Source organism: Acidovorax sp. GW821-FHT09A11 (assembly GCF_059418365.1).
In genome coordinates this window covers 97715-110558 of the sequence record NZ_JBWKPS010000006.1, presented here as the reverse complement: position 1 = coordinate 110558, position 12844 = coordinate 97715, and the positions used below count along the sequence as shown (strand labels likewise).

Sequence of the window (12844 nt, the reverse complement as noted above, 5' to 3'; positions counted from 1 at the left end):
AACTGTGCCTTGGCCTCAGAGCAACCGAAGGGATTCCCCATGGCGGCGAAGTTCGAGCTGAAGAAGTCGAAGAACGATAAATTTGTCTTCAACCTGCTGGCCACCAACGGCCAGGTGATCCTGACCAGCGAGCTGTACGAATCCCGGGCCAGCGCGCTGGGCGGGATCGAGGCCGTGCGCAAGAACGCGCCGGAGGGCGGCCGGTTCGGACGCCTGAGCGCCAAGGATGGCTCCCCTTACTTCACGCTCAAGGCGGGCAATGGCCAGGTCATCGGGCAAAGCCAGATGTACTCCGGCGCCAAGGCGCGGGATGCGGGCATCGAATCCGTGCAGGCGCACGCCCCGCAGGCCGGCCTGGACGATCAGACGGCAGCCTGAGCATCGGGGCGGCCGCGTGATGCGGCATAGGGACATACCGCCTCGTGTCCTGCCGGGCATGGCCGCGCGCCTAAAATGCCCCGATGACTTCCCGCTCCACCACTGCCGCGCCCCAGCGCGCGGCCACCAGCCAGCGCATCGACGTCGCTCGCGAACTGCTGCTGACCCCCTTCGGGCTCGATGAGAGCCATCTCGCACGGGCATTGGCCGAGATCCGCACCCACCAGGTGGACGATGCGGACCTGTACTTCCAGTACACGCGCAGCGAGGGCTGGAGCCTGGAAGAGGGCATCGTCAAGACGGGCTCCTTCAGCATCGACCAGGGGGTGGGGGTGCGGGCGGTCAGCGGGGAAAAGACGGCGTTTGCCTACTCGGACGACATCTCGCAGGCTTCCTTGATGGATGCGGCCCGCACGGTGCGATCCATTTCGTCTGCAGCGCAGGCGGGGAAAGCGCGGGTAGCTACTAAAAAGATAGCTGCTGGCCGCAGCCTGTACCCCGGCGTGGACCCGATCGCCTCCCTGGACAGCACCGCCAAGGTGGCGCTGCTCGAGAAGCTGGAACAGCGCGCGCGCGCGAAGGACCCGCGCGTGGCGCAGGTGATGGCGGGCCTGGCCAGCGAATACGACGTGGTGCTGGTGGCCCGGGCCGACGGTACGCTGGCGGCCGATGTGCGCCCCCTGGTGCGCCTGTCGGTGACGGTGATCGCCGAGCAGAACGGCCGCCGCGAGATGGGGTCCGCTGGCGGCGGTGGCCGCTTCGGCCTGGCCTACTTCGACGACGAGCAGATGGGCCGCTACGTGGACGAAGCGGTCCATGCCGCGCTGGTGAACCTGGAGTCCCGCCCCGCGCCTGCTGGCGAGATGACCGTGGTGCTGGGCCCTGGCTGGCCCGGCATCCTGCTGCACGAGGCCATCGGCCATGGGCTGGAAGGCGACTTCAACCGCAAGGGCTCCAGCGCATTCAGCGGGCGGATCGGCCAGCGTGTGGCGGCCAAGGGCGTCACGGTGCTGGACGACGGCACCATCGCCGACCGCCGCGGCTCGCTCAACGTGGACGACGAAGGCCACGCCAGCCAGCGCAACGTGCTCATCGAGGACGGCATCCTCAAGGGCTACATCCAGGATTCCCTCAACGCACGCCTGATGGGCGTGGCGCCCACCGGCAACGGCCGTCGCGAGAGCTACGCCCACATCCCCATGCCGCGCATGACCAACACCTACATGCTGGGCGGCGACAAGGATCCCCAGGAGATCGTGGCCAGCATCAAGAAAGGCCTGTTCGCGAGCAACTTCGGCGGCGGCCAGGTGGACATCACTTCGGGCAAGTTCGTGTTCTCCGCCAGCGAGGCCTACTGGGTCGAGAACGGCAAGATCCTCTACCCCGTGAAGGGCGCCACCATCATCGGCAGCGGCCCCGAGTCGCTCAAGAAGGTGACCATGATCGGCAACGACATGCGCCTGGACAGCGGCGTGGGCACCTGCGGCAAGGAGGGCCAGAGCGTACCCGTGGGCGTGGGCCAGCCTACCTTGCGCATCGAGGGGCTGACGGTGGGCGGCACGGCCTGACATCCGCAGTATTCCTGGTAGCCACGGCTCATGCATGCGCAATTTAGTGGTTTGCTTGCGGTTGGAGTAGCCTTGCCTGATCGGTCAATATCGGCATCCGGCCGCGCTGCATTTTTAAAAGAAGGCATGAAACCCGGGGGGGCGAATAGTAGCAAGGCTGCTGATTTCCTGAGGCGCCTGGCTTGCCTTTTTGGGCTGCTCCTTCCCGCTATGTCTGCGCATGCTCAAACATGCATGACGCAGACTGCCAATCCGTCCGCGCCACCCAGGCAGCTATATGTCGTTGCTGGACAGTCGAATGCTGTTGGATTGGCATCTGTCAAGGACATTGATTCCAGGGGGGAAAGGTATGCCCAAGAGAATACTACTTATTCCAATGTAAGTATTTATGGAATTTATGGTGCGCCTCCTGGGGCGGCAGGGAATGACGACGCTGCGCGATCCCGGGCGATCAATTGGAGTTACTTTGCCAGATGGAGAGTCGCAGGCCCAGGCTTTGGGTATAAAAATCTGGCTGGCAATTCTCAATTATTCCCATTTGGTACAAAATCCACGGACTTTTTTGGCCCGGAATTGTATCTTGCTCATTTCTTAAACAACAAGCCGCCACGCGATCATTATATTGCCAAATTGGCGATTTCAAATACATCGTTGAACTACACTGCATCTGCTGATAGCTGGATGCCCGGAGGTCGCTTGTATCATGAATTGCTGGCAGTGATTGCAGATGCTTATAATTCCAAACGGGCAAATGTGCGGCTCAGGGTGGGAGGGCTCTTTTTCATGCAAGGCGAAACTGATGCTTTAAATGAGGTATGGGCGAAAAATTATAAAAATAATCTAAAAAACTTTATTACAAGAATAAGGCGGGATGTGAGTGATATGGGATGTTCCGATGAAATGGAATTTCCTGTGATTATTGGTAGAATCCAAGACAATCCTGCCTGGACATATAGAAAATACGTGAGATCCGCTCAGATGGATGTGGCGCGGAGCTTGCCGCAAGTGGGCATTGTGGACACGGACGATTTCGCGGAGCATCTTGTGGCCGGAGGGGTCCACTTCAATGAATATGGTCAATTTCACCTGGGTGCAAGAGCGTATCAGGCGCTTGTGGGCAGGGCTGCGATAGGAAACCTTCAGAGTGTGGTGTGGAAAAAAGTGAAATCCAAACGGCAGAACTCGACTCCCATCACGGAAGCGCTCGAGAGAGTGCCTTGCTGCAAGCCTGGTGATTTGATCGACCGGCAGCTTCAGAAGTACTTCCCCTGGACATACGGATATGGCGGGGCATGCCGAGGCTACGCATGCGCCCCAGTGTATTGAAAGGCCATGTGTAAAATGCGCACACTATTTATGTTTGCGGCACTTGTTCTGGTATTTTGATATAAAGGCTTGTACGTTGTGAATATATTGGGTATATCATCATACTACCATGATAGTGCCGCCGCGCTGTTGCAGTCTGGTCGGATAATTGCTGCGGCGCAAGAAGAACGGTTCACGCGGCAAAAGCATGATGCGCAGTTTCCCAGGCATGCTATTGAATATTGCCTGCAAGAAGCAGGGGTGCGCTCGCATGATCTGGATTCCATCGTATTCTACGATAAGCCTATTTTAAAATTCGAGCGCTTGCTGGATACGTATCTAAGCTATGCACCCCGTGGATTTCAATCATTTGTCACTGCGGTGCCGATATGGTTGAAAGAAAAGCTGTATTTAAAGAAAACTCTCAAGAGGGAGCTTGCCGGCCTGCTGTCGTGCAAGGAATCCGACCTGCCGCCGATCCTGTTTGCAGAGCATCATGAATCGCATGCGGCTTCTGCGTTTTATCCGAGCCCGTACAAGAAGGCTGCGGTATTGTGCCTGGATGGGGTCGGTGAGTGGGCAACGACGTCCGCCTGGCTGGGGGATGGTCCAGAATTGACTCCCTTGTGGCAGATCAATTTCCCGCATTCCCTGGGATTGCTGTATTCTGCGTTCACCTATTACCTTGGGTTCAAGGTGAATTCTGGAGAATACAAGCTGATGGGTTTGGCGCCATACGGCAAGCCAACGTATGTCGATCTGATTTTTGATAACCTGATCGATGTCAAGGAAGATGGGTCATTCCGCCTGAATCTGGAGTATTTTGATTACTGCACGGGCCTGCAGATGACCAATCGGAAATTCTCCGATTTGTTTGGTGGCCCGCCCCGTGGTGCCGAAACAGCCCCGACCCAGCGCGACATGGATATAGCTGCGTCCATACAGGTGGTGACGGAAGAGGTTGTACTGAAGTTGGCGAGGCAGCTGCAGAAAGAAACCGGCGCGGAGTACTTGTGCATGGCGGGGGGCGTGGCGCTGAACTGTGTTGCGAATGGGCGGTTGCTGCGGGAAGGTATTTTCAAGGACATTTGGATTCAGCCAGCCGCAGGGGATGCCGGCGGAGCGCTGGGTGCCGCTTATGCCGCCTTCCACAAATTCAGAAAAGAAGAACGGAAGTATTTCAACGGAGTGGATCAGATGCAGGGGTCTCTATTGGGGCCCAAGTTCGCGCAGCTGGATATTGTTGAAAAACTGGATGCTCTGGGGGCAAGCTACACGGTCTTGGATCAGACGGGCCTGTACGAGACGGTTGCAGGCTTGCTCGCAGATGAAAAGGTGGTGGGTTGGTTCCAGAACAGGATGGAATTTGGACCAAGGGCGCTGGGCGCCAGATCCATATTGGCGGACCCCCGTTCGACGGCGATGCAATCGCAACTGAATCTGAAGATAAAATTCCGCGAATCATTTCGCCCGTTTGCACCTGCCGTCAAAGAGGAAAATGTAGAAAAATATTTTGATCTTGACCGACCCAGCCCCTACATGTTGCTTGTTGCACAGGTGAATGAAGATATTCAACGGAAACCCGATCAGTCCCTGCAAGGCCTGGCGCAGCTGCATCAGGTACGTTCGGATATTCCTGCGGTAACCCATGTGGATTATTCCGCGCGGGTCCAGACGGTGAGCAGGACGAGCAACCCCGAGTTTTACCAGCTTCTGAGCGCTTTTGAGCGACAGACGGGGTGCTCGGTTCTGGTGAATACCTCTTTCAACGTCCGGGGCGAGCCCATCGTGTGCACGCCGGAGGACGCCTATCGCTGTTTTATGGGAACGGACATGGATTATCTCGTATTGGGCAATGTACTGCTGTCCAAGGATGCGCAGAACAATGCGTTGGTAGGTCAGCGCAAGGGTGCGCTCGCCCTGGATTGAGTATTCTTCATATGATGAAACCAGCTCTGGAAAAAAGCATGAATGAGCGCAAGCAGGAGCTGCGCAAATTCGGCTATGTCATGGGGGGCTTCGTTGCCCTGATTTTCGGCTTGCTGCTTCCCTGGTTGTGGTCGGCCAGATGGCCCCACTGGCCCTGGATCGTTGCGGGCATATTTTTCCTGGTAGCTACTTTTTTTCCTGTTGCGTTGAGCCTGGTTTATAAATACTGGATGCGCGTCGGCGAAGTGCTGGGCTGGATCAACACCCGAATCATCCTGGGCATTGTTTATATTTTGGTATTTTCTCCGCTAGGTTTTCTGATGCGTATCCTTGGCAAGGATACGCTGCAGAAGAAGTGGAATGGCGATTTGCAGACATATCGAATTAACAAGATGCCCCGAAAACCTGAACACATGGAGCGCCAATTCTAATGCTGGAACTTATCAAGGAGCTTATTTTATTTTTCCGCGAGCACAAGAGGTATGTGTTGATTCCCGTGCTGGCGGTCCTGTTGCTGCTGGGGGCTCTGCTCGTGTTCGGTCAAGGCTCGGTAATAGCTCCGTTTATTTATACTTTATTTTGAATGATGAAGAAATTTCTATATTTCTTCCTTCCTTCATTCTTGCTGTGTTCGCTGGTGGCTGTCGGATACTGGGCAGGAGGGTATGTCGCGGCGGGAAAATTCGAGCGTACCATTCGCTGGGTGGAACAAGGTGAAACCTTGGCGGGCGTGTTGTCTGCCACCAAGCTGACAGACGAGCAACGCAACAACTATCGCAATGCCTATAGCGACCCGTCTGTCGATACCGGCAAGATCAGCTGGTCGGTTCCTAATCAGCCCACGCCTTTTGTAGGGACGGCCCCGGCACCGGGGCAGCACCACAATGCCCATATCAACTCCTGGCAGATGCGGAGCCAGCAGGAGCTGGTGAATCCGAAGCCCAATGGGTCCTATCGCATTTTCCTGACGGGGGGGTCAACCGCTTTTGGTTCTGGTTCTCCGAGCCAGGAACACACTATTGGCAGTATTCTTGGTGATCTTCTCAATGCGAATGCAACGGAGAAGGACAAGGCCCGCTTCGAGGTTTTCACGTTCGCGAACCCCGCATGGTCTTCTACCCATGAGCGCATTGCCATTGAGAACTATCTTTCCGAGCTTCAACCAGATCTGGTCATCTCCCTCTCGGGAAATAACGATGTTTTCTGGGCTGATGCGGGGCGAAATGTGTTGTGGTTCAGCGCATTCGCCGATGACTACTACCGGTCTCTGGTGAACATTGCCCTGAAGGTGGCTGGAAGGCAGGAGTTGCCCGAGTTGGTCAATGCGCGTCCGGCCGCTCAGCCGGTGTCGCCGCAAATCGTAGCCCGCCGGATTGAAAAGAATGCACGCTTGGGTGCGTATGCACTGCAGGAAGGTAAAGTGGATTGGATATTTTTCCTGCAGCCCACTCTTTCCGTGACGAAGAAGGATCTGACCCAGCGTGAAAGAGACTTCATTTCGGCTTCGAAAGATTATTACATTGACTGCTATAAGGCCATGTCTTCAAATCTCTCGAACCTGAAATTGGATAATTTCACTTTTGTGGATTTGTCCGGCATCTTCGACCGGTACTCGGCGAAGGATGATATGTTCCTGGATCAGTTTCATTTTGGAGACAAGGGCAATGCCGTGATCGCCAAAGCTATTTTTTCTGAAGTGTCCAAAAAGTTGAGTGCGATGCGGCGGGCGCCATAGCCTCTGCCGGATCGCGTTTTCGCGGCATGGGGCAGGTCTGTTTGTTCTGAGGCCAGAGTGGTGGGCTTCTTGCGAGATTCAATCAAACGACCCGGCTCGCGCACAATACGGCCATGACTTCCACGCGTTTTGGCTCGCAGTATTCGGGCCAGTCGTTCGGTGACCTCAGCCGCTTCTTGCGGGAGGGGGTGGCTGACGAGGAGTCGCGGGAGCTGCGCGAAAGTCTCGGGCTGATGTCGCAACTCATTGACGAGGCCGTCAGGGCCCGGCGGGGGGGCGCTGACCCCCAGGTGATTCTTTCGTGTGTGGCCACGCTGGTTCGGGCGCTGCGCGAACACCAATTGCTTCTTACCGGCCTGGGATCTGCCTGGCACGCACTGTATGAGTTTGGCGCCTATCAGCGTGCGTTGCGGGAATTGCGGAACGCCATTGCAGCCTGGCAGCAGATGTTGGAGCGACGCAGTGCCAAAGAAGGCGCTAGCTTCGATCACTTCGAACTCCTGGCCTGGCGCACGCTGGGCGAGGCGCTTTTGCTCATCGATATGTATGAACACCAAAGCGATCCCCTCAGTGATCTGCCAGACGCGCCACGGCGCAAGCCGTCCGCCTTGCAGCGCGCACGCGAATGGCTTCGCGGCTGGGGACGGTAAACCGGAAGCTTGGCCGCGGCCATGCTGCTGGCTTGTAGTGAATTCACAACATTTCAAACTTGCTGCACTGCCGCACTCCTGTGCTACATTGGTCGCCATGCAAGTTCGCAGCGCGTTTTATTTTTGGTTTTTTATCTCGGTCCCCGGCGGATGAGAGGAAAACGCGCAAGCTGACACAACCTTCCCATACCAACCGCCGACGCTGCAAAGCCCGGCGGTTTTTGTTTTTCCGCCCTTCCGTTTTTCCATCCACTTCAACTGACTCCACGAGGAAGCAACCATGACGGCCCCTACCACCCCCACCAGCGATGCCTGGTACCGCAGCGTCGAGAAAACCAGCCAGACCGACGACGAACGTATCAAGGACATCACCGTGTTGCCTCCTCCAGAGCACCTGATCCGCTTTTTCCCGATCCGCGGCACGCCGGTCGAGACGCTGATCACCCAGACCCGCAAGAACATCCACAACATCATGGCGGGCAAGGACGACCGCCTGCTGGTCGTCATCGGGCCGTGTTCCATCCACGATCCGGCCGCTGCCCTGGAATATGCACGCCGCCTGATGGCCGTGCGCGCGCAGTACGCCGACACCCTGGAAATCGTGATGCGCGTGTACTTCGAGAAGCCGCGCACCACGGTGGGGTGGAAGGGCCTCATCAACGATCCCTACCTGGACGAGACCTACCGCATCGACGAAGGGCTGCGCATCGCGCGGCAGTTGCTGATCGACATCAACCGACTGGGCATGCCGGCGGGCAGCGAGTTCCTGGACGTGATCTCGCCCCAGTACATCGGCGATCTCATCAGCTGGGGCGCGATCGGTGCCCGCACCACCGAGAGCCAGGTGCACCGCGAACTGGCGTCCGGCATCTCGGCGCCCATTGGCTTCAAGAACGGCACGGACGGCAACATCCGCATCGCCACCGATGCCATCCAGTCGGCCAGCCGGGGCCACCACTTCCTGTCGGTGCACAAGAACGGCCAGGTGGCCATCGTCAACACCAAGGGCAACAAGGACTGCCATGTGATCCTGCGGGGCGGCAAGGCTCCCAACTATGACGCCGCCAGCGTGGCCGCTGCCTGCAAGGACCTCGAGGCCGCCAAGCTGCCCGCCACGCTGATGGTGGACTGCAGCCATGCCAACAGCAGCAAGCAGCATGAAAAGCAGCTGGACGTGGCACGCGACATCGCGGCGCAGCTCGCCGGCGGATCGCGCAGCGTGTTCGGTCTCATGATCGAAAGCCATCTCATCGCCGGTGCCCAGAAGTTCTCGCCCGGCAAGGACCAGCCCGGCGCGCTGGAGTACGGCAAGAGCATCACGGACGCCTGCCTGGGGTGGGATGACTCGCTGGTGTCGCTCTCCGAGCTGTCCGACGCGGTCAAGGCGCGCCGCGCGCGTTGACAGCGGACGGGCCGATGGTCCGCGCCGCAGGCGGGAGGCCCTAAACTGCAAGCCTGTGGCGGCCCGTGCGATGACGCACGGGAAGCACCACGGCTTCAGAAGAAAGGCAAACCATCATGCACAGCGAAGTGTCGGTCCATCTGGCCGGAAACCAGGAATTCCGTTTCGATCTGGAGGGCGCCGAGCCCATGGGCCATGAGGCCGGAAGGCGCTGGCTCGACGACCAGTTCACCGCGCTCGATTGCGAACCCCTGCGCGCCAGCGGCAAGGTGCTGCTGGCCGACAAGGTGCTTACCGTCGCACGCGCGGCAGGGGCCTCGCTCCTGACCGATCCGGCATGGTCCCGCGACTTTGCGCGGGCCGCCAGCGCCGCCCTGGCCAAGCCGGTGGTGCGCGTGGACGTGCCGGGCATGGCCGTGTCGTTCTGACCCTTTTGAATAAAACAGGGTCCTAGCGCTTGTCATACAAGCGCAGGCAGCTATTTATTTTGTAGCGAATCCAGCAGCTTCGCATGGATTCCGCCAAATCCGCCGTTGCTCATGCACACGATGTGGTCACCCGGGCGGGCTGCCGCGGTGACTTGCTGCACCAGGGTGGCGATGTCGCCGGCAGTCTGTGCCCGCAGGCCGGGGCCCACGCCCAGGGGGGCGAGGGCTTCGGCTGCATCCCAGTCCAGCCCGGCCGTGTGGCAGAACGCGAGATCGGCGGGTTCCAGCGCCCACGGCAACTGCGCCTTCATCGCGCCCAGCTTCATGGTGTTGCTGCGGGGCTCGAACACCGCGAGGATGCGCACGCCTTGGCCCAGGCTGCGGCGCAGGCCGTCCAGGGTGGTTCTCAGGGCGGTGGGGTGGTGCGCGAAGTCGTCATACACGGCAATCCCGTGCACGGTCCCGCGCAGCTCCATGCGCCGCTTCACATTCTGGAAGGCCGCCAGTGCCGTGGCCGCCTGCTGGGGGCTGACGCCCACATGGTGCGCGGCGGCAATGGCCGCCAGCGCGTTGAGCTGGTTGTGCACGCCGGTCAGCGCCCACTCCACCCGGGCCACCTTGCGCCCCTGGTGCAGCACATCAAACGCCTGGGGATCGCCCTCGGCCGAAAAGTCGCTGACGGCCTCCCCAAAGCTGGCCACCTCGCTCCAGCAACCCGTGTGCAGCACGCGGGCGAGGCTTTCCTCGAGGCCGTTGACGACCACCCGGCCCGACGGGGGCACGGTGCGCACGAGGTGGTGGAACTGCCGCTCGATGGCTCCCAGGTCGTCAAAGATGTCCGCGTGGTCGAACTCCAGGTTGTTCAGCACGGCGGTGCGGGGCCGGTAGTGCACGAATTTGCTGCGCTTGTCGAAGAACGCGGTGTCGTATTCGTCCGCCTCGATCACGAACAGCGGCGCCGCACCGAGTGGCGAGGGCGCGGGCACCGGGCGCCGGGGTGCGCCCAGCCGGGCCGACAACCCGAAATTGAGGGGTACGCCGCCAATCAGAAAGCCCGGCTGCTGGCCCGCGCTTTCCAGGATCCAGGCCAGCATCGAGGTTGTCGTCGTCTTGCCATGGGTGCCCGCGACCGCGAGCACGTGGCGGCCTTGCAGCACCTGTTCGGCCAGCCACTGGGGGCCGCTGGTGTAGGGCAGGCCGGCGTCCAGGATCGCTTCCATCAGGGGAAACTTTGGCGATCCATCGGGCTGCCGAACCCGGCTGACCACGTTGCCGACCACAAACACATCGGGCTGCAGGGCAAGCTGGTCGGCGCCGAACCCTTCGATCAGGTCGATGCCCAGCGCGCGGAGCTGGTCGCTCATCGGCGGATAGACCCCCGCATCGCAGCCCGTCACCTTGTGGCCCGCCTCGCGTGCGAGTGCGGCGAGGCCTCCCATGAACGTGCCGCAAATGCCCAGTATGTGTATATGCATGGGCGCAGATTCTAAGGTTCAACAGAAAACGGGGCTCCAGCGCTTGGCTGGCAAGCGCAAGAAGCTATGAAAAATATAGTAGATGCGGGTGTGGCCGGAGTGGAGACTAGGGTCAACCCGTAGTCCTGGTGGGCGGTTCGGGCCACAATGCGGTTTCGTTCCTTGCTGCCTTCCCACTGCCATGCACACACCTTTGAGCGACGAAATCGCCCACACCACGGCCCGGCTGGTGGTGGAGGAAGGGCTTGAATGGGGCCCGGCCAAGCGCCGGGCACTGCGCCAGATGGGGCTGCCCGCCCGCACCCCCCTGCCAGACAACGACCAGGTCGAGGCCGCGGTGCGGGAGTACATCCAGCTTTTCTGTGCCGACACCCAGCCGCGCGAGTTGCGGGCGCTGCGCCAGCTCGCCCTGGTGTGGATGGAGCGCATGGCGGCCTTCCGCCCCCACCTGGCGGGCGCGGTCTGGCATGGAACGGCCACGCGGTTGTCCGATATTTATCTGCAATTGTTCTGCGATGACCCGAAATCGGCAGAAATAGCCCTGATCGACCACCACGTCGACTATGAACCGCGCACGGTGACCGGTTTCCATGGCGAGTCGGTCGAAGCATTGAGCCTGGGCAGCAAATCCCCCGAACTCAATGAGATGATCGGGGTGCACCTGCTGATCTATGACCTTGACGACCTGCGCGGCGCCTTGCGCCCGGACGCGAAGGGGCGTGTGCCGCGGGGCGACATGACCGCCGTACGGCGCCTGCTCCAGGAAACCCCAGCCCCATGACGACACCATCTTCCGATCACCCCGCCTCTGCGGCCCCCGTCCCTGGCATTGCGCCCGCAGCCTCGCGCAGGCGCCTGCTCTATGCGGGCGTGGCGGGCGCCGCCGCGCTGGGCGGCGCGGGCCTGGCCTGGTGGAAATTCCAGCCCCACGCGATGGAGCAGGGGGCCGAGCAAGCGCTCTGGACCATGGAATTCGAAAAACCGGAAGGCGGCTCGGTGGCGCTCAAGTCGCTGGCCGGCAAACCCTTGTTGCTGAACTTCTGGGCGACGTGGTGCCCGCCTTGCGTGGAGGAGCTTCCCATGCTCAATGCCTTCTACCGCGAACATGGAGCGAACGGATGGCAAGTTCTTGGATTGGCCATCGACCAGCCGTCCGCCGTGCGCAAATTCCTGCAGCGCATCCCGCTGGAATTCCCTGTGGGGCTGGCCGGCCTGGGCGGCACGGACCTGGGCAGATCGCTGGGCAATCTCACGGGAGGCTTGCCGTTCACCGTGGTCCTGGGCGGCAGCGGCCGTGTCCTGCACCGTAAAATGGGGCAGATCACCCCGCAGGACCTGCAGCGCTGGGCTGCCTTGCGCTGACCCCTCGCACCGGCCGTCTGGCGGTTCCGCTGGGATATCCGGCGGTTATTGGCATGATGTAGTTCATGAAAAATACCCGTGGAAGACGGTGATAGGCCGAAATTGGAGTAAATTCGCGCCCTATTCAGTTTTATAGCCGTTGGAGCTCCCATGGATCTGCGAAAACTCAAAACCCTCATCGATCTCGTGTCCGAGTCGAACGTATCCGAACTCGAAATCACGGAGGCCGAGGGCAAAGTCCGCATCGTCAAGAGCGTGGGGGGCGTGGTTCAGCAGTATGTGCCCGCCCCGGTGCAGGCGCCTGCCGCCCCCGCACCCGCCGCCGCGCAGGTGGCCGAGCTGCCTGCGCCTTCCGCACCCGCAGCCCCTGCGGGCCACATCGTCAAGTCGCCCATGGTCGGTACGTTCTACCGCTCCTCCAGCCCCGGCGCGAAGGCTTTTGTCGAAGTGGGCAGCCAGGTCAAGGAAGGCGAGACCATCTGCATCATCGAGGCGATGAAGATCCTCAACGAGATCGAGGCCGACAAGTCGGGCACGGTCACCCGCATCCTGGGCGAAAACGGCCAGGCCGTGGAATACGGACAGCCGCTGTTCGTGATCGAATAAGGCGCT

14 protein-coding genes are annotated in these 12844 nt (G+C 60.1%); 13 read left to right on the top strand and 1 reads right to left on the bottom strand.

What is annotated here, in order from left to right; all coding sequences use genetic code 11:
* The first annotated feature begins 39 nt into the window (after positions 1-39).
* The 10 genes from AC07PV_RS16915 (at position 40) to AC07PV_RS16870 (ending at position 9395) form a co-directional block, all read left to right on the top strand.
* Positions 40-378 (top strand): YegP family protein, encoded by a 339-nt coding sequence (locus AC07PV_RS16915; RefSeq protein WP_218296075.1) that lies wholly within the window; start codon positions 40-42, stop codon positions 376-378.
* An 83-nt stretch (positions 379-461) separates the two neighbouring features.
* Positions 462-1946: a metalloprotease TldD gene (gene tldD, locus AC07PV_RS16910; RefSeq protein ID WP_218296074.1), complete on the top strand. Its 1485-nt coding sequence runs from the start codon at positions 462-464 to the stop codon at positions 1944-1946.
* Between the two features lie 30 nt (positions 1947-1976).
* Positions 1977-3272, top strand: coding sequence for a sialate O-acetylesterase (locus tag AC07PV_RS16905; RefSeq protein ID WP_494630848.1), 1296 nt, complete (start codon positions 1977-1979; stop codon positions 3270-3272).
* Between the two features lie 78 nt (positions 3273-3350).
* Complete coding sequence (locus AC07PV_RS16900; protein WP_370627782.1) at positions 3351-5180, top strand: carbamoyltransferase family protein; 1830 nt, start codon at positions 3351-3353, stop codon at positions 5178-5180.
* Positions 5181-5218: 38 nt separating this feature from the next.
* Positions 5219-5611 carry an SxtJ family membrane protein gene (locus tag AC07PV_RS16895; protein ID WP_218339696.1) on the top strand — a complete coding sequence of 131 codons (393 nt, stop codon included), beginning with the start codon at positions 5219-5221 and terminating at the stop codon, positions 5609-5611.
* Positions 5611-5763 carry a DUF5989 family protein gene (locus AC07PV_RS16890; RefSeq protein ID WP_218296070.1) on the top strand — a complete coding sequence of 51 codons (153 nt, stop codon included), beginning with the start codon at positions 5611-5613 and terminating at the stop codon, positions 5761-5763. Before AC07PV_RS16895 ends, AC07PV_RS16890 begins: the two co-directional genes overlap by 1 nt.
* Before the next feature lie 3 nt (positions 5764-5766).
* Complete coding sequence (locus tag AC07PV_RS16885; protein WP_494630846.1) at positions 5767-6915, top strand: SGNH/GDSL hydrolase family protein; 1149 nt, start codon at positions 5767-5769, stop codon at positions 6913-6915.
* Positions 6916-7028: 113 nt separating this feature from the next.
* Entirely contained in the window at positions 7029-7565 is a 537-nt protein-coding gene (locus AC07PV_RS16880; RefSeq protein WP_218296068.1) for a hypothetical protein, read from the top strand.
* A 280-nt stretch (positions 7566-7845) separates the two neighbouring features.
* The gene (locus AC07PV_RS16875; protein ID WP_218339693.1) at positions 7846-8967 is read left to right on the top strand and encodes a 3-deoxy-7-phosphoheptulonate synthase; all 1122 of its coding nucleotides are present in this window, start codon (positions 7846-7848) and stop codon (positions 8965-8967) included.
* A 116-nt stretch (positions 8968-9083) separates the two neighbouring features.
* Positions 9084-9395, top strand: coding sequence for a hypothetical protein (locus tag AC07PV_RS16870; RefSeq protein WP_218339692.1), 312 nt, complete (start codon positions 9084-9086; stop codon positions 9393-9395).
* A 50-nt stretch (positions 9396-9445) separates the two neighbouring features.
* Here the strand turns inward: AC07PV_RS16870 and mpl are convergent, their stop codons facing one another.
* A complete protein-coding gene (mpl, locus tag AC07PV_RS16865) occupies positions 9446-10870 on the bottom strand; it encodes a UDP-N-acetylmuramate:L-alanyl-gamma-D-glutamyl-meso-diaminopimelate ligase (protein ID WP_218339691.1) in 1425 nt (474 codons plus the stop codon).
* Between the two features lie 181 nt (positions 10871-11051).
* On the opposite strand from mpl, the gene AC07PV_RS16860 reads away from it, so the two are divergent.
* From AC07PV_RS16860 to accB, 3 genes are all read left to right on the top strand, one after another.
* The gene (locus tag AC07PV_RS16860) at positions 11052-11651 is read left to right on the top strand and encodes a hypothetical protein (RefSeq protein WP_218296064.1); all 600 of its coding nucleotides are present in this window, start codon (positions 11052-11054) and stop codon (positions 11649-11651) included.
* Positions 11648-12232: a TlpA family protein disulfide reductase gene (locus tag AC07PV_RS16855; protein ID WP_218339690.1), complete on the top strand. Its 585-nt coding sequence runs from the start codon at positions 11648-11650 to the stop codon at positions 12230-12232. The genes AC07PV_RS16860 and AC07PV_RS16855 overlap by 4 nt, the downstream gene beginning before the upstream one ends.
* A gap of 150 nt (positions 12233-12382) precedes the next feature.
* Positions 12383-12838, top strand: a complete 456-nt coding sequence (accB, locus tag AC07PV_RS16850; RefSeq protein ID WP_218296062.1) for an acetyl-CoA carboxylase biotin carboxyl carrier protein — start codon at positions 12383-12385, stop codon at positions 12836-12838.
* Positions 12839-12844: the final 6 nt, after the last annotated feature.